The sequence below is a fragment of the Sorangium sp. So ce281 genome (assembly GCF_051527395.1).
GTDB classification, from domain to species: Bacteria; Myxococcota_A; Polyangia; order Polyangiales; family Polyangiaceae; genus Sorangium; species Sorangium cellulosum_B.
On sequence record NZ_CP150322.1, the window covers coordinates 9,427,020 to 9,452,463 of the forward strand.

The following is a 25,444-nucleotide window of genomic DNA, read 5'->3' on the forward strand; positions in this document are numbered from 1 at the left end:
GATGAGGGTGCTGGTCACGGGCGCGAGCGGGTTCCTCGGCTCGCACGTCGCCGAGCAGCTCGTGCAGCAGGGGCACAGCGTCGTCGCCCTGGTGCGGCGCTCGTCGGACACGAGGTTCCTGTCGTCGCTGCGCGGGGTCGAGCTCGCGTACGGCGCCGTCGAGGACGCGGAGAGCGTCCGCCGCGCGGTCGTCGGCCCGCCGGGCGTCGACGCGATCGTGCACTCGGCCGGGCTGGTCAAGGCGCGCGACGAGGCGGAGTTCTTCCGGGTCAACGTCGGCGGCACGCGCAACCTGCTCGACGCGGCGAAGGCGGCGCCGGCGGGGGCGATACGGCGGTTCGTGTTCGTCTCGAGCCTCGCCGCCATTGGCCCGAGCCTGGACGGGCGCCCCATCGCCGCCGACGCGCGCCCGGCCCCGGTGACGCGCTACGGGCGCTCGAAGCTCGAGGCCGAGCGGCTGGTCCTCGCCGAGAAGGGCGCGTTGCCCGTGGTCGTCATGCGCCCCCCGATGATCTACGGCCCGCGCGACCAGGAGTCGTTCGCGTTCTTCCAGAGCGTCGCGCGCCGCTTCCTCCCGATGCTCGGCGACGGCAGGAACACGCTCAGCGTCATCTACGCCTCCGACGCGGCCGCCGCGTGCATCCGGGCGATCGAGAGCGACGTGCCGAGCGGCCGCGCCTACTTCATCGACGACGGAAGCGTGTATGTGTGGCGCGACATGCTGGCGGACGTGGAGGCGGCGCTCGGCGCGCGGGCGCTCGTCCGTCTCGGCGTCCCGTTCTCGCTCGTGCGCGGCGCCGCGCTCGCGAGCGAGGGGCTCGGCCGCCTCACCGGCAAGGCCGTGATGCTCACGCGCGACAAGCTGAACGAGCTCTCCGCGTCGCACTGGGTCTGCGACTCGAGCGACGCCCGCCGGGAGCTCGGCTGGGCGCCCGAGGTGAGCTGGGCGGAGGGGACGCGCCGCGCGGTCGCCTGGTACCGCGAGCACGGCTGGCTGTGACGTGAAGCCGCGCCGCGCGCCGTTTGACGCTCGCCCGCGGCCTCCGTACCGTAAATGCATGTCCCGCTGTCCGCCGGTTGCCCCGGGCCTCGTCGCGATGGCGCTCGGCCTGACGGCGGCGCCCGCGCAGGCCCAGGAGCCGCCTCGAGACGGCGCCGCCGCGGCGGCTCCGGACGCGGGCAGCGCGGCGGCGGCGCCGGCGGCGCGCGGCGCGCCGGACACGCCCGCCGCACGGTCGGCCCTGCGCGGCGCCGTCGTGGTGGCGGTGGACGACGCGAGCGCCGAGGCGGCTCGCTCGCTCGCCCGCGCGATCTACGGCGACCCCGCGCTCCGCCCGCCCATCGACGAGGCGACGGCGCAGGTGCTCGCCGGCGATCCGCCGCGCCCGGACGCGCCGGCCGCCGTGAAGGAGCTCGCGGAGGTGCGCCGCTCCGCCGGGCGCGCCGAGTCCGAGCCGGTCGCGCGCGGGCTGCTCGCGTCGCTCGGCGCGGGCGCAGGCGCGGCGCTCGTCGTCGCGGTGAGCACGGCGCACGGCCACCCCGTGGCGCGCGTGCTCCGGGTCGCGGGCGCGAGTTACGCGCCGCTCGAGCTCGGCGCGACGGTCCAGCGGACCGCGGACGGCGCGGCCGCCCCCACCGGGGCGACCTTCGGCTGGCCGGGCGCGGGCGCGGCCGTGCGCGCGCTGCTCGCCGGAGACGAGCGGAGCGGAGGCGCGGCGGGCCGCGCCGCGACGCCGCCGCCCGCGCCCGCCTCATCGCCGCGCGGCGCCTCGGGGCCTCGCGGACCTCGCGCCGACGTCGCCCAGGCGGCGCCGAGGTCCGCGGACGGCGGCGCCAGCTCGCCGGAGCCGTCGGAGCGGCGCTCGACGTGGAGCTCCCCCTGGTTCTGGGGGCCGCTCGCGGGCGTCGTCGCGACCGGGATCGTCGTTCTGGTGCTGGCCCAGACGGGCGGCGATGACGGCGACACCGTGCACCTGCGGGGCCGGATCGCGCCATGACGCGCTCCTCCCGGCGCAGCCCAGCGGGGTTCGGGCTGAGGCTCGTCGCGCTCCTCTGCGTCGCGATCATCGCCGCGCCCGCGCGGCTCGCCGGCGCCGCGCCCCGCGTCTACGACGCGCCCGCCGCGTCGCGCGACGGCAGCGCCGATCTTCCCGTGCCGCCGCCGCCGCCGGCGTACCACACCGAGGATCTCGGCTGGATCGAGCTCGCCTATCACCCGTCCACCCGCGACCGTGTCCGCCCGCTGATCGCCCGCGCCGGCGACCTGCGCGCCGAGCTCGGCGCCCTGCTCGGCCGCGACGTGCTGACCGCCCCCGTGAAGGTCCGGATCGCGGATGTGCCCGCCGAGCTCGACGATCTCGTCCCCGGGGGCCTCGCTGGCCCCGTGACGGCGATCTCGTTCGGCGCGCTGCGGCTCGCGGTCCTGAGCGCCTCTCCGCGGCTCGGCGCCGAGGCGCCCGATCTCGAGGGCGCCTTCCGTCACGCGCTCGCGCACCTCGCCCTGGACGAGGTCACGGGCGGCGCCGTGGTCCCGCGCTGGTTCCACGAGGGGTTCGCCGCCCACGTGGCCGGGGACCGCGGCGCTCGTCGCGCGCAGGAGCTCTCGGTCGCCGCGCTCCGGGGGCGCCTCCTCCCGCTCGACGAGCTCGAGGCGCACCTGACAGGCGCCGAGGACACGGCCGGCTCGCTGCCCTACGCGCAGGCGGCCGACGTCGTCCGCTTCCTCGTCGAGGACGAGCGGCGGCAGAGCTTCGTGCGCGCGCTGGCTCAGGTGCGCGGCGGCGTGCCGCTCGAGGCCGCGCTCGGGGCCGCCTATGTCTCGACGGGCCGCGAGATCGAGCTCGCGTGGCGCGCCAACGTCGCGCGCCGCTACGGCTTCGTCCCGGTGCTGGCTGGCTCGCTGCTGGCGCTCGGGCTCCTGGCCTCCGGCCGGCTGGCCGTGCAGCGGCTCCGCAGCCGGAGATCGCCGCCGCCTCCCGCGCCGAGCCGCCGGCTCCGCGCGGCGTCGGAGGCACGCCACCGGCCCGCGCGCCCGTCCACGGTCCAGCTCGTCGCCACGCTGGGCGCGCGTCACCGCAACGAGGTCGACGGCGACGCGGACGTCCCGAAGGTGGAGCACAACGGCCAGTGGCACACGCTCCACTGAACGCCACGGAGGAGACCCCTCCTCGGCCCGGTCCCGCCGGACCGCAGCGCCGCCTGACGGAGCTCGCGCTCGGCGCGGCCTGGCTCATCGGCCTCGCCGCGGCCCTGCAGATCGTGTCCGTGCTCCTCTCGTCGAGCCCGCTCGCGGCGGCGCTCGCCGGCGCGGTCGTCGCCGACGTCGTCGCGGCGCGGGCCGGCGTGCAGTGGAGCGACCCGCTGGAGCCGGAGGGCCCAGGCCGCCGCGCGCGCCGAGCCCGTCGCGTCGGGCTCGGCGCCGCGCTCGGCGCGCTCGCCGTGCTGATCACGCTCGGCGTCTCCGCGGTGCTGGGGTGGGTGACCGTCGAGGCCGGGGCGCCCTCGGCGGGCCTCGGCTTCGCCCTGGCGCGCGCGATCGCCCTCGCTGTCCGCGACGAGCTCCTGCTCACCGGCATCCCGTTCGCCGCCGCGGCGCGCGCCGGCCTCTCGCCCCGCCCCGCGCTGGTCTTCTCCGCCCTCGCGCACGGCGCCGCGCTCGGGCTCGCGCCGGGCGCGTCCCCGTCGAGCTTCGCCCTCGCGACCGCGCTCGGCGCGCTCGCCGCGGCGCTCTTCCTGCGCGGCCGCGGCGTGTTCGGGGCGGTCGCCGTCCACGCGAGCTTCACCGCGCTCGCGGGCGCAGGTCTGCGCGGCGCCCTGCTCGACGCCACGTGGATCGACGGCGCCCTCGCCGCGGGAACGCAGGCCTTCGGCCCGCCCGCCTGGCTCGGCGCGGCCGTGCTCGCCATCCTCGCCGCGCTCACCCTCCGCGCCGGCGCCCTGCAGCCTGACCGTCCAGCGCGGTGAAGCGCCCCGCCCCGCGCGGCCACCACGGAGCTCTCGCCGCCGCGCCGGCATGAAGCGCGCCGCACCCGCGTTGTAGCTCCGGACATCGGCGCCGGCGGCGCCGCATCCATCGCAGCTGGGCACTCGGCCTCTCCTCTTCCACCGCCGGCGTCCGGTCTCCGGCGCTCGGCGCGTCACATCCCCCGGACCGACACCGACATGCCACAGCGCCGCGAGAGCGCGCGCCGCGCAAGCGGATCGCGGGCGAACGCGCGCGATCTCCCACAGCGCCTCACCCCTCGGACACGGCTATGTCATATTTCAGCGCACCGCGTCAAGCACACATTGACGCGCCGCCTTCGAGGAACCAACGATCAGGTATGCATTGCGAAAGGATCCTTCGGATTGCGCCGATGATGCTGCTCGCGCTCGTGTCGACGGGCTGCGGCATGGCGACGATGATCGACACGAACACGCGCTCCATCCAGGCAACGACGGAGGAGATGCGGCGCACCCGCGCGACGATCGAGGATTCGAATCAGACGCTGCGGAGCTCGCAGGAGAGCATCGATCAGCTCGCCGAGCTGCGTCAGCCGATGGAGAAGCTCGCCGAGATGCAGGCGGCGATGGAGCGGCTGGCCGAGCTCAAGGGGTCGATGGACGCAATGCAGCAGAGCATGCGGGAGACCGCGCGCCTCAAGGAGTCGATGGACCGGCTGAGCGAGATGGAGGCCACCATCGCCGCGATGAACGAGAGCCTCGTGGGCATCCGCGGCCCGCTCACGGACGTCGCCGCCCTGAACGCGCCGATGCGCGACGTCGCCGCCCTCGACGCGCCGATGCGCGACGTCGCCGGGCTGAGGCAGCCGATGGAGCAGGTCGCGACGCTGCGCGAGCCGATGAAGGAGGTGAGCAAGCTGTCGGCGCCGATGGAGGAGATCAGCCAGCTCGGGGGCGATGCGTCGCGCCAGACCGGCCTCATCGCCGTCGGCCTGCTCGGCTGGGGCGTCGTGACGTTCCTCGGCGTGTACTTCGGCGTACAGGCCGGCACCCGCCGCCAGCAGCGCCTGGCGCCGGGAGAGAGGGACTCGAGCGCGGGGCCGGCGCCTGCCGAGCCCGCGCCGCGCGTCCTCACCGAGAGCCGGAGCTTCGAGCGCCGGGCCCAGATCAAGCCGATGTGATCGAGCCCTGCCGGACGCCTGTCCGGCAGGGAGCGGCGGAGTCGCCCGCCGCCCGCCGTCCCATCACCCACCGATCAACGATACGTATCCCAGTGAGCCGACATGCGAGCGGCCTGCCCTGCAGTGAACCCATCCATGCAGGAGTCGTCGGTGTAATCCATGAAGTTCTGGACCGGGTCGAGCCCACCTCCCCGGCAGCTGTCCCTGCTCAGCGGGCAACCATACGCGGCGCTGCGCTCGGACGCCGTGTCCGCGACGCCATCACCCCTCTTGTTGCAGCCGCCTTCGAACGTGTGGAAGAGGCCGAGCCAGTGACCGACCTCGTGCGTACCCGTATCTCCCTCGTTGTACGGCGCCGCATTGCCGCCGGGTAACGTGGAATGGCGCAGGACGACGCCGTCGTCGGTCGGATGGGCCGCGTAGCTCGAGGGGAACGTCGCCCAGCCGAGCAGACCGCCGCCCGGATTGGCCGTGTAGATATTAAGGTGGTCTGACCCACCAATGCGGAGCGCGGCCTTGGCCTGCCGCTCGGCCGAAGAGCCCGACGACATGGTGTACCAGGTCGCGTTCCTCGTCCGATCGACGGAGGCCAGCGTGAAGCTGAAGCGGGTGTTCGCGTACGCCTCGTTGAGCACATCGATCTGCTCCGCGATCATCCCGTCCGTCACGTCGCCGTTCGACACGCCGGTGCCCTTGTTGATGACGTGGACGTGCACGGGGATCTCGACCGTCGCGCCCACCGAGAACCCGAGCGCCATCTGGCTGCGGACGAAATGCTCGACGGCGTCCTTCTCAACGTCGCTCAGCTCGACGGTCGCGCAGCCGCGCCGCAGGGGCGCCGGCGCCGCCTCGACCTGCTCGGGCTCGACGTCAGCGACGGCCGGCGCATCCTCCACGGGGGTCGAGGGGTCGGCGCCGCACGCGACGCCCAAGGCAGCGATCAAGACTAAGGCAAGTACTTCCGCACACGTCCGAGCTCGCATGGACACTCTCCTTGGTTCATTTCCCCGCAAAGGAAGCATGAATATATATCCGCGATCACAATCGGTTCAATTCCCAAAGAGCTGATTCCACTCGCGACGACAAAGGAAGATTCCATGCCTTGGTCGTTCTGGTCGTTCTGGTCGTCTTACGAGTCTTGCGCTCTCTCGCCGAACGCCGACAGGCCCCCGGACATGCAGGGCGATGACGAGGCGCAGCGGCCCGTGTGGAACGGACACGCCGATCGCTCCAACTTGGATCGATCGCTCCATGATGGAGCACACGTCGAGAGCGGCGCGGACCGAGAGAGCGCCCCTCGACTCGAGATCAGACGATGACGGGGACCTGGTTGTTCCGCATGTTCCATGTCCTCCGCGCCTTCGGGATCAGGGACCGCGGAGCTCACCCCGATTTCGAGGCGCTCTCCCGAGGAGCGCCGCGCCGCGCGCCCATCCGCCTGGCCTGTGCAGCTCGAGCGACGCTCGAAGGCAAGCGCACGACGTTATCCAAACTCTCCGCCTGCCACATCCGCTCGGGGCCCCGTCGGCGCTCGCCGCCGCCGGCCCTCTCGTCGGGGCCGCGCCGGGCACGCGCACACGCGGTCCGCACGAGGGCAGACGCTGCGTTCTCGCGGGCGGTGGCGCGGCGAGCTCGGCGGCGATCCTGCGATCTCGCTCACACTGGCACGCGGCCGACCCGGGCGCCGCGCGGCCGGCGGGCGCGATGCATCGTGATTGCGGCACTCTCCTGGCGACGGTAGATGTTTGGCATGGCGCGTACGAAAGCAGGTCAGTCCGCGGAGGAGCTCCGCGAGCAGATCCGGGCGACCGGTCTGCGGGCCACCTCGCCGCGCATCGCGGTGCTGCATAGCCTCGGCCGCTCGCGGACGCCCGTCAGCCACGCGGAGCTCGCTGCTGAGCTCGCCCCGAAAGGGTGGGATCGCGCCACCATCTACCGGAACCTGATCGACTTGACCAACGCCGGGCTCGTGCGCCGCACCGACATGGGCGACCACCTCTGGCGGTTCGAGCTGCGGGAGTCCACCGGGACCCACGCGGCGGACGAGCACCCGCACTTCATGTGCGACACATGCGGCGATGTGCTCTGCCTCCCTGATGAGAGCATCGAAATCAAGGCGGCGCGCGGCGCGCCGCGCGCGTTGCGGCGCAAGGGGCTCCAGATCCAGATCAAGGGCCGCTGCGATCGGTGCGTGCAGGCCTGAGCGGCGGAGCAGCCCCCGGTCATCGGCGACCCCCGGCCACCAGCAGCCCCGAGCCGCGTGGATGACGCGGCGCTCGGCGGCGCTCGGCGACCACAGACGGCTGGCTGCATCCTGGTTGCAACACCAATTTGATATTGATTAGGCCACGTGGCTCGGGCATAGCCCACCGCGCCCATGCTCGCGCTCGTCGTCGTCCTGTCGATCGCCGGCCTCGCCGCGGGGCCGCTCCTCGTGGCGCTCGGCCGGCGCCAGGCGCTGCCGACGTCGGCGCTCGACGGGCTGACGCTCGGCCTCGTGCCCGCGCTCGTCCTCACGCGCCACCTGCCGCACGTCGTCGAGGAGATCGGGGCGCAGGCGCTCCTCTGGGCGGCGCTCGGGTACGCGGCGCTCGGCCTCACCGAGCACCGGAGGCGTGACACCGGCGAGGTGCTGGGGCGGGAGATCGCGTTCTCGGCGCTCGCCGTGCACGGGCTGCTCGACGGCGCCGGGCTCGCGCTGGCCGTGGCCGCGGCCGACAGCAGCGCGGATGGGGTGCTCTTCGCGAGCGCCGTCCTCGTGCACCGGCTGCCCGAGGGGCTGTCGCTCGCGGCGCGCTTCCTGCCCGCCTGGGGCTGGCGGCAGCTCGCCGCGCGCCTCGGGCTCCTCGGGCTGCTCACCGTCCTCGGCGCCGTCCTCGGCCAGGGCGCCGTGGAGAGCCTCCCCCACGAGTCGTTCGAGGTGTTCATCGCGTTCGGCCTCGGCGTCCTCCTGCGGCTCGTGGTCCACACGCACGAGGCGCCGCCTCGGGGGGCGCGCGCGCGGACGGCGAGCGCGATCGCCTTCGCCTCGGGGCTCTGCGTCGCGCTCGCGCTCCCCGGCCCGGAGAGCTGCTTCACGAGCGCGCACGCGTCCGAGCTGTCGTTCGCCGAGTCGCTCGGCCCGCTGTTCATCGAGACGGCGCCCGCCGTGCTCGCCGGGCTCGCCATGGCGGGGCTCCTGCGCGCGCTCTCTCCGGGCGTCCTGCACCGCTCGACCGGCTCGCTGCGCGGCGGCGCGGCGCTGCCCCGGGCCGCCCGCGGCCCAGCGTCCGGGCCGACGCTGCCCCTCTGCGCCTGCGGCGTTGCGCCGCGCATGCAGCGGCTCCCGCGCGCGAGCGCGCCGGTCGCCGCGGTCGTCGCTGTCGTCCTCTGCGCGCCGGCGCTCGATCCCGCCGGCGCGCTGCTCTCGCTGCGGATGCTCGGCCTGCCGTTCACCGCGGCGCGCGTCGCGGGCGGCGCGCTCCTCGCCGTGCTGGTCGCGCTCCTCGTCGCCAGGGTGGCCAGGACGAACGGCTCGAGCGCCGCGCCCTCCGGCGGCGCGCCGCCCGTCGTCGCCGGGGCCGTGGCATCGCCGGGCGCGCGGCTCCGCGCCGCCGTCGCCGAGGCCGTCGGTCCAGCGCTCGATCACATGGCCGCCTGGTACGTCGCGGGCCTTCTGCTCGCCGCCGCCCTCGAGGCGGCCATCGCGCCGGCCGCGGCGCGCGCGCTCGGCGCGCCGGACGACGTCCTCGTGAGCGCGCTCCTCGCGGTGCCCGCGCACGTGTGCGCGCAAGGCGCGGCGCCGCTCGCCGCGGTGATGATCCACAAGGGGCTCCCGGTCGGCGCGGCGCTCGCGTTCCTCGTGGCGGGGCCCGCGACCCACATCGCGGCGCTCGGCGCCCTGCATCGGACGTTCGGAGCGCGCGCCGCCGTCGCCACCGCGCTCTTCAGCGTCGCCTTCGCCGTCGCGCTCGGCCTCGTCGCGAACGCCTTCGTCCCCCTCTCGGCGATCCCGGACCTCCACGACCTCGCGCCGCAGGAGCACTCCGCGATCACGTGGGTCTGCGCGGCCGCGCTCGGCGCGCTCCTGATCTCGAGCTTCATGAGGCTCGGCCCTCGCGCATGGCTCGGCGGCATGCGCGGCGCCGGCGACACCGGTGCGTCCGGGCCTGAGGAGCGGCATGCGCCCTGCGCACACGCACATCGCTGCAGCGCGAGCGGCGCACCGGACGACCACGGCGCGCCGCCCGCGTGAGCCGGGCTCCCCGGAACGTCGTTCCAGGAGCTCACGCTCGCCGCTCTCCCTCACGCCGCTCGCGGCCTCCCTCGCGCGCCGCTCGCCAGTCTCCCTCGCGTGTCGTCCCGCGGCCTCCACCTCACGCGCCGGAGCTCCGGCGCGGGGCGGCGCGGCGATCACCCTAGCTGGACCGAGCCGTGGTGATCGCAGTGATCGCCGTGCGGATGGTGCAGGTGCGCCCCGACGAGGTAATCGGAATGATCGCCGTGGGGCACGGCCTGATGGCCGCAGCCCGCCCCGTGCGTGTGCGCCTCCTCGTGATCGGCGCATGCATGGCCCGGCGTGCACGCGTCAGGGTTCTCCTTGCCGACCGAGAGCACGTGCTCATCGAAGTGATCGCCGTGGGGGTGATGCAGGTGCCCGTCGTGCAGGTAATCGACGTGGTCTTCATGCTGCAACGCCTGATGTCCACATCCTTGCCCATGAACATGGGCGTGCGCTTCATGCATCTGGTGGTCGTCCATCGACTTGCATCCTTTCCATCAATGCTCGCTTCGAGCTCGGGTGACGGCTCGACGTGGGGCCAACATGGGGCCCCGACGCGCACCGCCGCAAGGAGCAACCTGGCGCGTATGCCGCGGGCGAGCCGACCGCGCTCGCTCGCCCTGCGGCGGCGCGGCGCTCAGCGGACCCAGTACTTGCCGATGAGCACGAGCGCCATCGCCCAGAGCACCACCCCGATGCCCGCCGCGACGAGCATGGCCGGCGGCAGGCGCCTGCCGTGCTGCACGAGCCGCCCCAGCGTCCCGGCGGCGTCGCCGCCCCGCGCCGCCGCGCTCTCCGGCGCGAGGCCGACGTCGCCGCCGAGGCTGATGTCCGAGGCGCGCCGCCCCTTCTGTCCCCGGAAGCGCTCGGCGCGCAGCTCGCGGAGAACGGCCTCGAGCTCCCTCGCGAGCGCGTCCGCCGAGGCGATCCGTTCGTCGCGCTCGCGGCGGAGGCACGCCTCGACGAGCTGGCAGAGGTGCGGCGGGAGCCCTGGCCTGCGCGAGGCGATCGGATCGCAGTCCTTGCTCAGGATCCGGACCATCAGCGCGTTGTAGTTCGGCGCCTGGTGCGGGGTCGTCCCGGTCAACGCCTCGTACATGACGACGCCCAGCGACCAGATGTCGGCGCGAGCGTCCACGTCCTCGCGCCCCGCGGCCTGCTCGGGCGACATGTACGCCGGCGAGCCGACGACGCAGCCGGTGCGGGTCAGCGAGAAGTTGTGCTCCTTCTCGAGGACCTTGCTGATCCCGAAGTCAAGGATCTTCCCCACGAGCTCGCCCAGGTGGTTGCGATGCACATAGATGTTCGCGGGCTTCAGATCGCGGTGGACGATCCCTTGCTGATGGGCCATGTCGAGCGCCCGCGCGAGGCCGAGGAAGAGCTCGACCAGCACCTCCGGCTCGATGGTGTGCTCACGCTGCAGCCACTCGTCGAGCCCCTCGCCGACGAGCAGCTCGAACACGAGGAACGGAGAGCCGTCCTCGGCCTGGCCGAGGTCGAGGATCTCGACGATGCTCGGGCTCCGCAGGCGCCCGCTCGCCTTCGCCTCGTTGAAGAAGCGCTGGAGCGCGACGGCGTCCCCGGCCACCTCGGGGCTCATCACCTTGAGCGCCACGTCGCGGTCGATGAGCACGTTCTTCGCGGCCCACACCGACCCGCTGGCGCCTTGGCCCAGGAGCTTCACGAGCCGGTAGCGAGACTGGATGAGATCGCCGGGGTTCACTGCTGCGCCGAGGTGTCGCTGGGGAGCTGAGGGAGCTGAAGGAACTGAGGGGACCGAGGAGACAGGCGGGCCGGAGGACCGCGGGACCAGGGAACCGAGGAGGAGCTGGCTTTACGCCGCCCCCACCGGAGCCGGACCGGAGGATAACCCGAGCCATGGACGAGCGGTACCGCGGTGCGGCGCGCTCCAGCAGGAAGCAAAAGTTCGCGGCGCGAGGGGTCGATAACCCGCCTCGCCGCCTCCGCGGGCGCTGAGATCCGTGGATTTTCCGATACCGCGACGCTTCGACTCGGCGTCACCGGCGCTCGCCGGACACGACGACGAGCGATGAAGAGGCTGGGCAGCGAGGGGCACAGCGCAATTTTCTTGCGCGCCGGCCCCTGCGCTGCCCTCGGGGGTGGGGGCGATCAGACGTCGTAGTAGAGGAAGAACTCGTGCGGGACCGGGCGGAGCCGGATCGCGTCGACCTCGCGCTCGCGCTTGTAGTCGAGCCAGGTCTTGATGATGTCGCGGGTGAAGACGTCGCCGCGGAGCAGGAACTCGTGGTCGCGCTCGAGGGCGCCGAGGGCATCGTCGAGCGAGCCCGGCATGTGCGGCACTTCCTTGAGCTCCTCGGGCGAGAGCGCGTAGATGTCCTTGTCGAGCGGGTCGCCCGGATCGATCCGGTTCTGGACGCCGTCGAGGCCGGCCATCATCATGGCGGCGAAGGCGAGGTACGGATTGCAGCTCGCGTCCGGGAAGCGGACCTCGATGCGGCGGCCCTTCGGGCTGTTGCCCGGGGCCAGCGGGATGCGGATCGACGCCGAGCGGTTGCGGCTCGAGTACGCGAGGTTCACGGGCGCCTCGTAGCCCGGGACGAGCCGGCGGTAGCTGTTCGTCGTCGGGTTGGTGAGCGCCGCGAGCGCCTTCGCGTGCTTCAGGATGCCGCCGATGTACCAGAGGCCCGTGTCGGACATCCCGGCATAGCCGTCGCCGGCGAAGAGCGGCCTGCCCTCCTTCCAGAGCGACTGGTGGCAGTGCATGCCGCTGCCGTTGTCGCCGAAGAGCGGCTTCGGCATGAACGTCACCGACTTGCCGTTCTTGCGGCCGACGTTCTTGATGACGTACTTGAACCACATGAGGTTGTCGGCCATCGACGTCAGCGTCGAGAACCTGATGCCGATCTCGCACTGGCCGGCCGACGCCACCTCGTGGTGGCCGACCTCGACCGCGATGCCGGTCTCGATCAGCGTCGACATCATCTGCCCGCGCAGATCGCCGAGCGTGTCGGTCGGCGCGACGGGGAAGTAGCCCTCCTTCGACCGGATCTTGTGCCCGAGGTTCGGGCCGGCCTTGCCGGAGTTCCAGACCGCTTCGTCGCTGTCGATCTCGTAGAAGGCGCCGCGCTGCGAGCTCTCGTAGCGGACCGAGTCGAAGACGAAGAACTCGGCCTCGGGCCCGAAGTAGGACGTGTCGGCGATGCCGCTCGCGCGGAGGTGGTTCTCGGCCTTCTGGGCGATGTAGCGCGGGTCGCGGCCGTAGGGCTGGCCGGTCACCGGATCGCTGATCTTACAGATCATGCTCAGCGTCTTCTGGGCATGGAACGGGTCGAGCTTCGCCGTCGACGGATCGGGCGTCATCAGCATGTCGCTCGCGTTGATCGGCTGCCATCCGCGCACCGACGAGCCGTCGAAGCCGATCCCCTCCTCGAAGAGATCCTCGTTCAGGCGGGACGCCGGGATGGTCGTGTGCTGCCAGATGCCGGGCAGATCGATGAACTTGAGATCGACAAATTTTACGTCGTTTTCCTTCGCAAACGCGACGACATCTTTCGCCTTCATGATCTTCTCTACCTCGCTGACTCGCTGCTCTCGCTGTATGTGACTCGACGGTGCGCGGGCTCGTGCTCGCTTCTCGGTTGTCGATCTGTCGATCTGTCGATCTGTCGACCTATCGACCTATCGATCCTCGAGCCGGTGACCCGCCGCGAATGCCCTGTGACGCTCTGCCGGCGGCGCGCCTCCTAGATGGCGTCCTCGCCGCGCTCCCCCGTGCGGATCCGCACGGCCTCCTCGACGGGGACGACGAAGATCTTGCCGTCGCCGATCCGACCCGTCTTGGCGCTCTTCTCGATGGCGTCGATCACGTCGCTGACCATGCTGTCCGGCACGACGATGTCGACCTTGACCTTCGGCACGAAGTCGACGACATACGCCGACCCTCGATAGACCTCTTTCTTGCCGCCGGTCCGACCGAAGCCCTTTACCTCGGTCACCGTCATGCCCTGAATCCCGACCTCGGCGAGGGCGTCCTTGACCTCGTCGAGCTTGAACGGCTTGATGATCGCCTCGACCTTTTTCATTGCGCACGCCTGTGGTGACTGGGTGCGCGCCAGGGTGGAAGACCCGGGCGCTCACCCGAAAGGCCCCGCCGGAGCAGAGCTGGTAAAGGGGGGACACCTCCGCCGGCGGCCTCCCATCGATGTGCCGGGCACCGCCCGGCTTCCGATCCGTGACGGGAGCGGCCCGGTCCACCGAGCCTTGCCCGCCACTGTCAACGACTCAGGGGCCCATCCAGCGGAGCCGGATCGGCGACCCTTCACCCCGGACGCTGGCGCGCGACCGAAGGTCCAGGCTGGTGTACCCAAGCTCATGTTTCCGGAATGTTTCGCGCACCGCGCGAGCGTGAGAAAAGTGCATCGGACGTCAGGAAATCGGAGCCCGCTTACTTTTTTCACAGCTCTACCTGTACAAGGCAGAGCTCGCTTGCGCAGCGGTGGCGCCGGAGGTGGGAACCTGCCTACGCACCGCGCCGCCAGGGCGGTGGCCCCGCCTTGTTCCATGACCGGCCCCGGGTGAAATCCGCTTTCACGGTGCCGTCGTGGGACCGCTGAGCCCGCTCGCGCGGCGCCAGGGAGACGATCGGGCCCCTCCCCGACGGGTCACGCTGCGCTCGCCATTGTTCTTGTGACGCGGCTCGAATAGGCTGCGCTGGCGAATCCAGTCGCGGGACAGCCCTGCCTGATGGCTTTGCCGAACAAAGCGAAGATCCCGGTAGGCACGGTCCTCGCCGGAAAATACCGCATCACACGCGAGATCGGACGCGGTGGCATGGCTGCCGTGTACGAGGCCGAGCACATCGACATCGGCAAGCGCGTGGCGATCAAGGTGCTCGCCCAGGAGCTGACGACCTCAGCCGTCGTGGTCGAGCGCTTTCTCCGAGAGGCCCGGGCCGCCGCGTCGATCCGCAGCCCCTTCATCTGCGACGTCTACGACTCGGGCAAGCTCGACGACGGGCGGCCCTTCCTGGTGCTCGAGCTCCTCGAAGGCGAGTCGCTGTACGAGCGGATGACCGTCATCAGGTACCTCGACCCCGAGACCACCGTGACGGTGGTGTCCCAGGTGTGTCGAGGGCTCACCAAGGCGCACGCCGCCTCCATCGTCCACCGCGACCTCAAGCCGGAGAACATCTTCCTCACGAAGGACGAGGAGGGCCGGCTCTGCGCGAAGATCCTCGATTTCGGCCTCGCGAAGTTCTACGCGCCGGTCGACGGCGGCGACGCGCAGGCGCGCCTCACCCGCGAGGGCGCGGTCTTCGGAACGCCGGCGTACATGAGCCCGGAGCAGGTGCGCGGCCAGGGAGCGGTCGACCACCGCGCGGATCTCTGGGCGCTCGGCTGCATCACCTACGAGTGCCTCACCGGCCGCACCGTCTGGCAGACCGAGCAGGGCGTCGCGATGACGTTCGCGCAGATCGCCAACGCGCCCCTGCCGCAGCCCGCGGCGCTCCGCCCCGACCTCCCGGCGAGCTTCACCACGTGGTTCGAGAAGGCGCTCGACCGCTCCATCGATCGCCGGTTCCAGACCGCGAAGGAGTTCGCCGACGAGCTGTCGGTCGCGCTCGGCGTCGCGCAGCCGACGCCGCCGCGCGGCGCGGAGCCGTCGCAGGCGGGGCTCGTCATGCCGGGCGGCGACGCGCCGGCCGACCTGTCGTTCGACCCGCCGGGGGTCGTCCGTGTGACCCCCAACGAATCGCGGCGGACCGTCCCGTCGGGTCCGGCGGAGCGCGGGGGAGATCCGTTCGCCGGGCTGGACACCTCGGGCGCGCCCGGCGCCGCGATCGCCGGGCGCATGAGCCAGGGCGCGGGGCAGCAGATCACGTTCTCCGGGGGCTCGGGCGAGACCTCGGTCCCCGATCCGCTGGCGCACGCATCGACGCCGAAGCGAGGCGGCGCGGGGCGCGCGCTCGTCGTGTTCGGCGTGCTCGCGCTCTTCGCGGGCGGCGCCTACGCGGGCTACCGCCAGTTCCTCAAGCCGACGGCCCTGCCGCCCGTCTCGTCGAGCAGCGCGGCGCCGCCGCCGGCCATCAGCGCCATCAGCGCCCCCTCGGCGTCCGCCGGGGCCAACGTGCCGGCCCGCACCGACGCCCGCGTCGAGCCGCCCGCCCTGGCGTGGCCGCCGCTCGTCGCGCAGGCGCAGGAGGCGGTCGCCGCCGGCGATCTCAAGGCCGCGCTCAGGCTGCTGAAGGACGCTCAGGACAAGGGCAACCACGCCGTGCCGAAGACCCTGATCGATCACGTGCAGGTCGCCCTGAAAGACGCGAGCGGGAAGGCGCCTTGCGCGCTCACCGGCCTCGCGAGGCCGCGCACGCACGATCTGGTGCGCGAGGGCGGCCGCGCCGTCGGGGCCAGCCGGCCCTCGATCGCGCTCGGGCCGCGCGGCGCGGTGGTCACCTGGACGGACTCGCACGAGGGCACCGAGCACGCCTACACGACGACGCTGGACGGCGCGATGCGGCCGTCGTCGCCGGCGCTCGACGTGACGCCCGAGGGCCGCGCCATCGGGCGCCCCGAGCTGACCTCCGCAGGCGATCGGCTGGTGCTCACGTACTGGGACGGCAAGGGACCGGAGGCCGGCGTGCACGTGCGCTGGCTCGACGCCAACGGCCGGATCGACGGCCCCGCCGTGATGGTCGCGCCCTTCCCTCGCGGAGGGAACTCGTGGCCCTCGCTCGCGCGCGCCGCCGAGGGGTTCCTGATCACGTGGTCGGACGACGGCGACAACGCCTCCGAGGACCTCTTCATGCGCCGCCTCTCGCCGAACCTCGATCCGGCGGGCGAGATCATCCGGCTGACCGACGTCACCCCGACGGGCCCCTCGAAGCCGCGCGTCCGCTTCCCCTCGGTGGCGGTGGCGAACGACGTGATGCACCTCGCCTTCCGCTTCGATCGCGAGCCGACGCGGGTCATCCAGTACATGCGCCTCCCGCTCGCGAACGCCGGCAAGGGGCTCCCGCCGGCCAGCCCCGGCAAGCGCGCCGACCGCGCGCTCGGCGACCTGTCGCTCGTGAACAGCGATCGGGTACGGAGCGACAGCCCCTCGCTCGCCTGCGGCGCGGGCGGCTGCTTCGTCGTCTGGCACGGCGAGGCGCCGCTCGGGGGCGCATCGGCCGCCTACATCGATCCGGCCAAGGGCCAGCCGCTCTGGCGCAAGCGGTTCTCGAAGTCGGGCGCGCGCCCGTCGATCGCCATCGCGCCGAGCGGGCAGGCCCAGCTGGTCTGGTTCGAGGGGGGCCGCGTGCTCACCGCGTCGATCAACCGCGACGGCATCGGCGCGCCCACGAAGTTCGCCCGCGTCAGCGGGGATCAGCCGGCGCCCTCGATCAGCCCCGGCGCGAAGCCTGGAGAGTGGTATGTCGCCTGGCTTGACTACGAGGCGGGTCATCTCGAGCCCTACGCCGCCCGCATCCAGTGCCGGTGACCCCATGCTCATCCTCCCACCTCGAAGCGAGGTCCGCGCCCGTCCCATCGAGACCGAGCGGCTGATCCTCGTGCCGATCGACCCGTCCGACGGGCCCGAGCTCTGGCTCGCGGTCAACGGCTCGCGCGCGACCCTCCAGCGCTGGTTGCCCTGGGTGCAGTTCCACACGGATCCGGCCGCGAGCGTGCGCTTCGCCGAGGCGTGCGCCGCCGACTGGGATCACGGCAGGGCGCTGCGCTTCGTCATCCGCGAGCGCGCGCACCGCTCGCTCGCCGGGGTGGTCGGCCTCGAGGCGTGCGTGCACCTGCACCGCTCTTGCGAGCTCGGCTACTGGCTCCGCAAGGAGGCGACCGGGCGCGGGCTCATGACCGAGGCCGCGAGGGCCGCGCTCGGGTTCGCGTTCGGCCACATGGGCGCGCACCGCGTGCGGGTTGCGGCCGCGACGGACAACCACCCTTCCCTCGCGGTCATCAGCCGGCTCGGCTTCCGCTTCGAGGGCATCGCCCGGCAGGCCGAGTGGTGCGACGGCCGCTGGCTCGACCACTCCGTCTTCGCGCTCCTGGCGACCGATCCCAGGTAGAGCCGCCCGCGAGGGCGCTCGCTCGCTAGTTCCCTCCGCGCGCCCGAGGTGGTCCGTGCGCCGCCCGAAGCGCGCTAGCATCCTGACTCCTCCGTGGCCCGCCGTCGTCGCCTCATCCGCTGGCCCCGCGGCACGACGCCGCTCGTGCCGCTCGCGCCCGCGATCGTGATCGTCGTGGGGATCGCGACGGCGATGGCGATCGCGCTGATCGGCATCGGCCAGCTCGCGAAGATGAGCGATCAGGCCGCGAGCCTGCGCGCCGAGGTGCTGGCCGCGACGCTCTCGGCGCGGCTCCGCGGGACCATCGAGGGGGAGCGGGCGGCGTTCCTGCGGGAGGCGGCGCGGCGGGCTGGGTCGGAGATCCTGCTCGTCGATCAGGGCGGCCACGTGCTGATCAACGAGAGCTTCAGCGCGCCGGCCAGGGCCGGCATCGTCCAGATGCTGACCCAGGGCAAGGGCGAGACGACGACCTCGCTCGGCCGCGTCCGCTTCGCGGCGCGCCCGCTGCACCCGCCGCTCTCTCATCTCTCGGTGCTCACCTTCGTCTCGGCGCCGAGCCCGCCGCCCGACTCGATCGCGCTCGGCAACGCCGTCGCGGCGCTCACGGTGCTGCTGCTCGGCGTGGCTGTCGCGGTCGCGCTCTCGTTCACCAAGTCGGCGCGCGACGACGTCGACTACCTGCGCGAGCGCATCACGGCGATGGCGCGCGGACAGGTCCAGAGCGCGCTGCCCACGGACGTGATCCAGGCCGAGCCCGTTCCGATCAGGTCGCTCGACCAGGTCGGCCTCCTGACGGCGGCCTTCAACCTCCTGATCACCCGCTTCGCCGCGGCGGAGCGCACCTACCGGGCGGACCTCCAGCAGGCCTCCGCGATGGACCGCGAGCGCTCGGCGTTCCTCGCGGGGCTGAGCCACGAGCTGCGCACGCCGCTCAACGCCATCCTCGGGTTCGCGCACGTCCTGGAGAGCGAGGTCGACGGGCCGCTCAGCCAGGACGCGCGCGAGGCGCTGTCGGTCATCCGGCAGAGCGGCGAGCACCTGCGCACGCTCATCGACGACATCCTCGACCTCTCGGCGCTCGAGACGGGCAAGCTCCAGCTCTCCCGCCGCGCCGTCAACCTCCGCGCGCTCGTCGATCAGGTGATGCGGGAAGCGTCCGCGGCGGCGCGCGACAAGCCCCTCCAGCTCCGCGTCACCGGGGACCACGCCCTGGTCGCGCACGCCGATCCGCGGAGGGTGCGGCAGATCCTGACCAACCTCGTCTCGAACGCCGTCAAGTTCACGGCGCGTGGCTCGGTGACGGTCAACATCACGGGGCGCGGCCGCTATGTGGCGATCGTCGTCCAGGACACCGGCCCCGGCATCCCGCCGGAGGAGACGTCGGCGGTCTTCGAGGAGTACCGGCAGACCGGCGACGTGCGCTCGCGCCGGGCCGGGACGGGGCTCGGGCTCTCGATCGCGCGGCGCCTCGTGCTGATGCACGGCGGGACGATCCAGCTGGAGAGCGAGCTCGGGCGGGGCTCGACCTTCACGATCACCCTGCCGATGTGGATCGTTCAGCAGCCCCTGTTCGCGCCGACCCCGCCCGCGCCCGACGCGGCGGCGCCGCCGGGGAGCGACCCCGGCGCCGGCGGCCCCCAGGGGAGGATCGCATGACCGAGGAGCGCATGAGGGACGACGCGATCCACTTCGCGAGGCGCGTGCTCGTCCGCCAGGCGCTGGTCGGCGTCGCCGCGTTCGGCGCGATCGCGGCGCTCGCGCCGAAGCTGCTCATCCTCGAGCAGCGCGTCGCCGCCAGCGTGCTCTCGGTCGGCGCCAAGCTCGCGCTCGCCGCGATCTGCGCGACCACGCTGCTGACGCTGCTCCGGCTGCGCACCCACGAGAACCTGCTGCGCTCGCTCGTGATCGGCTCGCGCGACGTCGATCACGAGGAGCTCGATCGGTTCGCCAGGCTCCCGACGTCGCTGGCGCTGCGCTTCGTGCTGGCGAGCTCGACGATCGCGGGCCTCATGATGATCCCTGGGATCAGGCCAGAGAAGCTCGACGACGGCCGCGCGGTCAGCCTGCTCATCCTCGCGATCACGATCCTGAGCGCGTCCGCGATCCCGCACTACGTGCTGACGCGCGCCGCGGCGTTCAGCCTCTTCGAGATCAGCCCGGCCGAGGCGATCGGCGCCTTGCTCGAGACCGCCGAGCTTTACCAGACGCCGCGCCGGCGGGTCACCTCCAAGCTGCTCCTGGCCGTCGCCGCGCCGGTGCTGCTCGTCGGCGTCGGGGCGGTGCTCATCGCGAACGCGCACCTCCAGACGTTCATCGAGCGCAGCCGGCGCTCGACCGCGGGGCTCATCGCGCGCACGGCGCTCGACCCGTCGCTCGGGGCCATCGACGCGGCCGGCCGCAACGACGTCGTGGCCTCGGCGGCGGAGTTCGGGTTCCTCGCGCGCCTGGAGCACGACTGCGTGGGCTCGGAGCCCTCCTTCGGCCGCGAAGCCGACGGGCAGATCGCCGTGATCACGCCGCTCGACTACGGCTGCGTCAACACCCGGTTCTCCGCCGACCTCGAGCCCTCTGCCGCGATCTGGGGCGCGCTCGTCGCGCTGCTCGCGGTGCTGGTCGCCGGCGCGCTCGGCAACCTGTTCGGCCGCGTCCTCGCGGCCGATCTCGTGCACGCCACGAAGCAGGTGCGCCTGCTCGGCACGGACAGCGTGCTGCGCGGCGCCACCCAGATCGCGCGCCCCGCCCGGTTCGCCGTCGTCGCCCGGCTCGGGCACGCCATCGAGGACCTCGCCGAGCGCTTCCGCGTCTTCGCCGCGGCGCAGGAGCGCGCGCTCGAGTCCCGCGAGGCGGCGCAGCGCATGCGCGGCCTCCTGTTCGCGAGCGTGAGCCACGACCTCAAGAGCCCGCTGAACGCCATCCTCGGGTTCGCCGAGCTCGTGGGCCAGGAGGATCTGACCCCCGCGCAGCGCGAGAGCCTGGAGCTCATCGCGACGCGCGGCCGGGAGCTCCTTGGCCTCATCGAGTCGATCCTCGACGCCGCCCGCGTCGAGGCCGGGCAGCTCACGCTCGAGCCTCAGCCGACGTCCGTCGGCTGGCTCATCGCGGGCGCGCTCCGCAAGGCGCGCGAGCTCGCGAGCGACGCCGGCGGCGAGGTCGTCATCGAGGTCGGCGACACCCTGCCGCTGATCCCCGTCGATCAAGCCTACGCGACGCGTGCGATCGCGGTCATCGTCGCGCACGCGCTCCGGACGGGCGCGGCCGACCCGTCGGCCCGCCTCGTGCGCCTCACGGCGACGATGGCCGGCGAGTTCAACAACGAGGTCCGCATCGACATCGAGTACGGCAGCCGTGACGTGCCGCCGGACGAGCTCGAGGCCCTGTTCAGCCGGCAGACCACGGCGCGCGGGCGCGGCCTGACGCTGGGCCTCAGCCACGCGCGATCGGTGATCGAGCTCCACGGCGGCTCTCTCGAGGTGGACGGCGCCCCCGACGGCCGGCCGCTCTGCCGCGCTCGTCTGCCGCGCATCCCGCCCCCCCGCCGCCCCCGCCTGTCCTCTGTCCCTGCGCTCGGCTGACCTCGACCAGCGCCCCGCGGCGACCCACGCCGCCGCGCGGATCGCTTCCCTTCGCTGCTTGCACGCGGTACGCCCGTGGTATGCCTGAACGGGCGCTCTCTCCTGCCGAGACAGGCGACGACGATCGCTTCGATCGCCTCTTCCGGCCTGCCTCGCTCGCCGAGTACGTCGGCCAGGCCAAGCACACGGAGAACCTCAAGATCTTCGTCGAGGCCGCGCGCCGGCGGCGCGAGCCGCTGGACCACATGCTGTTCTGTGGCCCACCCGGCCTGGGAAAGACCACGCTCGCCCACATCATCGCCCGCGAGATGGGCGTCGCCCTCCATGTCACGAGCGGACCGGCGATCGAGCACAAGGGCGCGCTGGCCGGCTTGCTGACGAAGCTGGAGCGCAACGACGTGCTGTTCATCGACGAGATCCACCGGCTCACGCCGGCGGTCGAGGAGAGCCTCTACCCCGCGATCGAGTCGTTCAACATCGACATCATGACCGGCGATGGCCCGTACGCGACGACGATCCAGCTCGCGCTGAAGCCCTTCACGCTCGTGGGCGCGACGACCCGCACCGGGCTGCTCACCGCGCCGCTGCTGTCGCGCTTCGGCCACGTCGTCCGCCTCGACTTCTACCCCGTCGAGGAGCTCGAGCGCATCGTGCAGCGCAGCGCCGGCCTGCTCGATGTGCCGATCGACGCCGGCGGAGCGCGCGAGATCGCGGCGCGCGCGCGGGGGACGCCGCGCGTCGCCAACCGCCTCCTGCGCCGCGTCCGCGACTTCGCCGAGGTGCTGAGCGACGGCGCGATCACGGTGGAGATCGCGCGGAAGACCGCGGAGCGGCTCGAGATCGACGCGGCCGGCCTCGACGAGATGGATCGCCGGCTGCTGCGCGTCATCGTCGATCACTACGACGGCGGTCCTGTGGGCATCGACACCCTGGCCGCGGCGCTCAGTGAGCCGCGCGACACGATCGAGGACGTGTACGAGCCGTTCCTGCTCCAGCAGGGCTTCGTCGGCCGCACGCCGCGCGGCAGGGTCGCGACCCGCCGCGCCTACGAGCACCTGGGCCTCGCGGCTCCTGCGACGAAGCAGGGAGATCTCTTCTCCTGATCCCAGCGCCGCGCGGGCAGCGCAATGCAATGCGCCAACGCCGCGCCAGCGCCGCGCCGAGGCCCGGAATTCTCTCATCGCTCCAGCCTGGAGTCGCTAAGCTTGGCGTGTGCCTCGCCGTGATCCTGTGCTCGTCGTGGACGACGACGCCGTCAGCCGGCAGATGCTGCTGCACGCGCTGGCCGACGCGGGCATCGAGGCCGTCGCGGTCACCTCGGGCGCGGACGCGCTCGCCTGGCTCAAGGCGAGCGTGCCGGCGCTCGTGCTGCTCGACCTCGTGATGCCGCCCCCGGACGGCTACGTGGTCCTCAGCGCCGTGCGGGACGCCCCCCGGACGCAGGACGTCCCCGTCGTCGTGCTGACCGCGCTCGACGCGGACGAGGACGTCGCCCGCGCCTTCGAGCTCGGCGCCGACGATTTCATCCGCAAGCCGTTCCGCCCTGCCGAGCTGATCGCGCGCATCCGCGGGCAGCTCCGGATCCGGGACTACGTCGACGCGCTCGCGCGCAAAGAGCACGACGCGAAGGTGGTCCTCGAGCTCACGCAGGCGCTCTCCTCTACGCTCGACTTCCGGAACATCCTCTTCACGGTCGTGCGGCGCATCGCCGAGGTGGCCCGCGTCGACCGCTGCAGCATCGTCCTCGTGCGCGACGCGGGCGACGTCGGCTACGTGGTCGCCGCGAGCGACGACAAGGAGCTGCGGGATCTGCCGATCGATCTCGGCAAGTACCCGGAGATCCAGCGCGTCATGCGCACGGGCGACGTGCTCGTGATCGACGACGCGAAGGCGCACCCGCTCTTCGACATCGTGCGCGCGGAGCTCCCGGAGAACGCGTTCCGCTCGCTGGCGCTGCTGCCGATCTTGTTCGAAGACAAGCCGCTCGGCGTGCTCTTCTTGCGCGGCCGGCAGCCGGTGGCGCCCCACGCGCACGAGCTCTCGCTGGCCCGCACGGTCGCGAGCGCCACCGCGATCGCCCTGCGCAACGCGCGCATCCTGCAGTCGCTCCGCGACCAGACGCAGCAGAGCACCTTCGCGCGGTTCGAGGCGGAGCGCCGGCTGAAGGCGCTCCAGCGCTACGCCGACTTCTTCTATTCGACGGCGGACGGCATCGTCGTCGTCGATCCCGACGGCCACATCCTCTTCTCCAACCCGCGCGCGCAGGCGATCACCGGGCGCACGGCGGAGGACCTCGAGAGGGCGAACCTGGCCGATCTCGTCGACGCGCGCGAGCACCCTCTCCTCGAGGAGATCCGGGCCGGCTTCGCCAAGGGATCGTTCCCGCACATGGTGGATTTCACCGTGCGGCGCGGCGAGCACGAGCGGCTCATCCTGAGCTTCAGCTTCAGCAGCGTCCTTCGCGAGGAGAGCGGCGCCGTCCTGGTCAGCTTCCGCGACGTCACCACGGAGCGCGCCACCGAGGCGGAGCTCACCAAGACGAAGGAGTTCCTGGAGCGCGTCATCGACAGCTCGGTCGACGCGATCGTCTCGGCCAACATGGAGGGCGTCGTCCTGCTCTTCAACCGCGCCGCCGAGCGGATCTACGGGTATGACGCGAAGGAGGTCGTCGGCGTGATGAACGCCCGCGCGCTCTACCCCGACCACAACGCCGAGCACATCATGAGGCTCATCCACGCGAAGGAGCACGGCGGTCCCGGCCGGCTCGAGGGCTACCGGACCGAGGTCCTGGCCAGGGACGGGTCGCGGATCCCGGTGCACCTCTCCGCGGCGCTGATCTTCGAGAACGGCGTCCCGGTCGGCTCGGTCGGCATCTTCACGGACCTGCGGGAGCGGATGCGGATGGAGGCCCGCCTCACCGAGGCGCAGGAGGAGCTCCGCGCTCGCGAGAAGCAGGCCATCATCGCCGAGCTCGCGGGCGCGGCCGCGCACGAGCTGAACCAGCCGCTCACCAGCGTGCTCGGCTACGCCGAGCTGATCTGCCGCCGGATTGACGACGCGTCCCCCATCAAGGGGGCCGCGACCACGATCCGCAGCGAAGCCGAGCGGATGGCGGAGATCGTCCGCAAGATCGGCAAGATCACCCGCTATGAGACGAAATCCTATGTCGGCGCAGCGAAGATCATCGATCTCGACCGATCGAGCGGCGACGACCCGAACAGGGTGATCGGGTGAGCGGAAAGACCGCGGAGCGCCTGGGGGAGCAGCCATTGTCCGACGCTCCCGTCACGCTCCGGAAGCCCCTCACCCGGGACATCCCGCTCGAGTGGGTGGACAGCCTGCTGATCGCGTCGAGCGAGCTGGATCCGTCGGCCTCCATCGAGCAGCGCGCCTCGACGCTGCTCGGCGCGGCCGCGAAGGTGCTCACGGCCTGCGGGCTCGGCGTCTACATCCCCGGCGCGACGGGCGCGCAGGTGGCCGTCCGGGTCTCGCCGCGCGCTCGCCGCGACGACGGCCGCGATCCGGCGCGGCTCCTCCCGGAGTTCGCCTTCGAGCGCGTCGTGGCCATCGAGCCCGGAGGTCGCTCGACGATGCACATCGCGGCCGACGACGCCGCGTACCTCGACAGCGCGCCTGTCGAGGCGCTGGTCGACCGGCTCGTGCTCACCCTGGGTGCGTCGCTCCGCGAGGCGCGCGCGCACGAGTCGCTGCGCGCTCAGGTCATGCAGGCCGAGAAGCTGGCCTCGCTCGGGAAGATGGCCGCAGGCGTCGTGCACGAGCTCAACAACCCGCTCACCTCGATCCTCGCCTACTCCGAGTACCTGCGCCGCAAGGGCGAGCGCGGCGGCTTCGACCCCTCGGACATCGAGCGGCTCGCGAGGATCAACGACGCGGCGGATCGCATCCGCCGGTTCTCGCGCGACCTGATCGCCTACGCGCGGCCGTCCACGGAGAAGCCGGGCGCCGTCTCGCTCCACGACATCATCGAGCGCGCGCTCGTCTTCTGCGAGCACCTCCTCGACCAGACGGGCGTCACCGTCGAGCGGCGCTTCGACGAGATCCCTCCGGTTTGCGGCGTCATCGATCCGCTGACGCAGGTGTTCGTGAACCTGTTCACGAACGCCGCGCACGCGATGAACGAGCGCGGCGGCTGCCTCGGCATCTCCACCGCGATGTCGCCGGCGGACGGCTACATCACGGTGACGATCCGCGACGACGGGCACGGGATCGAGCCCGAGCACCTGACGAGGATCTTCGAGCCCTTCTTCACGACGAAGACCGACGGAACCGGCACCGGGCTCGGCCTGAGCATCGTAAGGAACATCGTTGCCTCGCACGGCGGCAGCATCCGCGCGGATGCGCGCGCCCCGCGCGGGACGGTCTTCTCTCTGGATCTGCCGATCGCGCTGCCGTCCTCGGCCCGCCGCTGAGCAGGGGCGAGCTCCCC

Annotated in this window: 19 protein-coding genes; 14 read left to right on the forward strand and 5 right to left on the reverse strand. The window is 72.5% G+C overall.

The annotated features are described in order from the left end of the window. Nucleotide 1 precedes the first annotated feature (1 nt). From WMF27_RS35770 to WMF27_RS35790, 5 genes are all read left to right on the forward strand, one after another. Nucleotides 2-1,000: an NAD-dependent epimerase/dehydratase family protein gene (locus tag WMF27_RS35770; RefSeq protein ID WP_437764390.1), complete on the forward strand. Its 999-nt coding sequence runs from the start codon at nucleotides 2-4 to the stop codon at nucleotides 998-1,000. A gap of 58 nt (nucleotides 1,001-1,058) precedes the next feature. Then, the gene (locus WMF27_RS35775; protein ID WP_437764389.1) at nucleotides 1,059-1,997 is read left to right on the forward strand and encodes a hypothetical protein; all 939 of its coding nucleotides are present in this window, start codon (nucleotides 1,059-1,061) and stop codon (nucleotides 1,995-1,997) included. Next, a complete protein-coding gene (locus tag WMF27_RS35780; RefSeq protein ID WP_437764388.1) occupies nucleotides 1,994-3,145 on the forward strand; it encodes a peptidase MA family metallohydrolase in 1,152 nt (383 codons plus the stop codon). Before WMF27_RS35775 ends, WMF27_RS35780 begins: the two co-directional genes overlap by 4 nt. After that, nucleotides 3,127-3,963 (forward strand): CPBP family glutamic-type intramembrane protease, encoded by an 837-nt coding sequence (locus WMF27_RS35785; protein WP_437764387.1) that lies wholly within the window; start codon nucleotides 3,127-3,129, stop codon nucleotides 3,961-3,963. The genes WMF27_RS35780 and WMF27_RS35785 overlap by 19 nt, the downstream gene beginning before the upstream one ends. A 392-nt stretch (nucleotides 3,964-4,355) precedes the next feature. Beyond that, nucleotides 4,356-5,123, forward strand: coding sequence for a hypothetical protein (locus tag WMF27_RS35790; protein WP_437764386.1), 768 nt, complete (start codon nucleotides 4,356-4,358; stop codon nucleotides 5,121-5,123). Between the two features lie 74 nt (nucleotides 5,124-5,197). Here WMF27_RS35790 and WMF27_RS35795 read toward each other — a convergent pair whose 3' ends face one another. After that, nucleotides 5,198-6,106, reverse strand: a complete 909-nt coding sequence (locus WMF27_RS35795; protein ID WP_437764385.1) for a zinc metalloprotease — start codon at nucleotides 6,104-6,106, stop codon at nucleotides 5,198-5,200. Nucleotides 6,107-6,873: 767 nt separating this feature from the next. Between WMF27_RS35795 and WMF27_RS35800 the strand changes: the two genes are divergently transcribed. Beyond that, a complete protein-coding gene (locus tag WMF27_RS35800) occupies nucleotides 6,874-7,326 on the forward strand; it encodes a Fur family transcriptional regulator (RefSeq protein ID WP_437764384.1) in 453 nt (150 codons plus the stop codon). A gap of 174 nt (nucleotides 7,327-7,500) precedes the next feature. Beyond that, nucleotides 7,501-9,357 carry a permease gene (locus WMF27_RS35805; protein ID WP_437764383.1) on the forward strand — a complete coding sequence of 619 codons (1,857 nt, stop codon included), beginning with the start codon at nucleotides 7,501-7,503 and terminating at the stop codon, nucleotides 9,355-9,357. 158 nt (nucleotides 9,358-9,515) lie between these two features. On the opposite strand, the gene WMF27_RS35810 is transcribed toward WMF27_RS35805, so the two are convergent. The 4 genes from WMF27_RS35810 to WMF27_RS35825 form a co-directional block, all read right to left on the reverse strand. Then, entirely contained in the window at nucleotides 9,516-9,797 is a 282-nt protein-coding gene (locus WMF27_RS35810) for a hypothetical protein (RefSeq protein WP_437764382.1), read from the reverse strand. A gap of 224 nt (nucleotides 9,798-10,021) precedes the next feature. Continuing rightward, entirely contained in the window at nucleotides 10,022-11,107 is a 1,086-nt protein-coding gene (locus WMF27_RS35815; protein WP_437764381.1) for a serine/threonine-protein kinase, read from the reverse strand. A gap of 407 nt (nucleotides 11,108-11,514) precedes the next feature. Continuing rightward, the gene (glnA, locus tag WMF27_RS35820; RefSeq protein WP_437764380.1) at nucleotides 11,515-12,927 is read right to left on the reverse strand and encodes a type I glutamate--ammonia ligase; all 1,413 of its coding nucleotides are present in this window, start codon (nucleotides 12,925-12,927) and stop codon (nucleotides 11,515-11,517) included. Between the two features lie 182 nt (nucleotides 12,928-13,109). Next, the gene (locus tag WMF27_RS35825) at nucleotides 13,110-13,448 is read right to left on the reverse strand and encodes a P-II family nitrogen regulator (protein WP_012239819.1); all 339 of its coding nucleotides are present in this window, start codon (nucleotides 13,446-13,448) and stop codon (nucleotides 13,110-13,112) included. A 661-nt stretch (nucleotides 13,449-14,109) separates the two neighbouring features. Between WMF27_RS35825 and WMF27_RS35830 the strand changes: the two genes are divergently transcribed. The 7 genes from WMF27_RS35830 to WMF27_RS35860 all read left to right on the forward strand — a co-directional run bounded on the left by WMF27_RS35830 (nucleotide 14,110) and on the right by WMF27_RS35860 (nucleotide 25,427). Beyond that, nucleotides 14,110-16,845 carry a serine/threonine-protein kinase gene (locus WMF27_RS35830; protein WP_437764379.1) on the forward strand — a complete coding sequence of 912 codons (2,736 nt, stop codon included), beginning with the start codon at nucleotides 14,110-14,112 and terminating at the stop codon, nucleotides 16,843-16,845. A 4-nt stretch (nucleotides 16,846-16,849) separates the two neighbouring features. Continuing rightward, nucleotides 16,850-17,425, forward strand: coding sequence for a GNAT family N-acetyltransferase (locus WMF27_RS35835; RefSeq protein ID WP_437545075.1), 576 nt, complete (start codon nucleotides 16,850-16,852; stop codon nucleotides 17,423-17,425). 93 nt (nucleotides 17,426-17,518) lie between these two features. Then, complete coding sequence (locus tag WMF27_RS35840; protein ID WP_437764378.1) at nucleotides 17,519-19,081, forward strand: sensor histidine kinase; 1,563 nt, start codon at nucleotides 17,519-17,521, stop codon at nucleotides 19,079-19,081. Then, entirely contained in the window at nucleotides 19,078-20,997 is a 1,920-nt protein-coding gene (locus WMF27_RS35845; RefSeq protein WP_437764377.1) for a sensor histidine kinase, read from the forward strand. Before WMF27_RS35840 ends, WMF27_RS35845 begins: the two co-directional genes overlap by 4 nt. 80 nt (nucleotides 20,998-21,077) lie before the next feature. Continuing rightward, nucleotides 21,078-22,100 (forward strand): Holliday junction branch migration DNA helicase RuvB, encoded by a 1,023-nt coding sequence (gene ruvB, locus WMF27_RS35850; RefSeq protein ID WP_437764376.1) that lies wholly within the window; start codon nucleotides 21,078-21,080, stop codon nucleotides 22,098-22,100. Nucleotides 22,101-22,209: 109 nt separating this feature from the next. Further along, nucleotides 22,210-24,231 (forward strand): PAS domain S-box protein, encoded by a 2,022-nt coding sequence (locus tag WMF27_RS35855; RefSeq protein ID WP_437525690.1) that lies wholly within the window; start codon nucleotides 22,210-22,212, stop codon nucleotides 24,229-24,231. After that, the gene (locus WMF27_RS35860; RefSeq protein WP_437764375.1) at nucleotides 24,228-25,427 is read left to right on the forward strand and encodes a sensor histidine kinase; all 1,200 of its coding nucleotides are present in this window, start codon (nucleotides 24,228-24,230) and stop codon (nucleotides 25,425-25,427) included. The genes WMF27_RS35855 and WMF27_RS35860 overlap by 4 nt, the downstream gene beginning before the upstream one ends. Nucleotides 25,428-25,444: the final 17 nt, after the last annotated feature.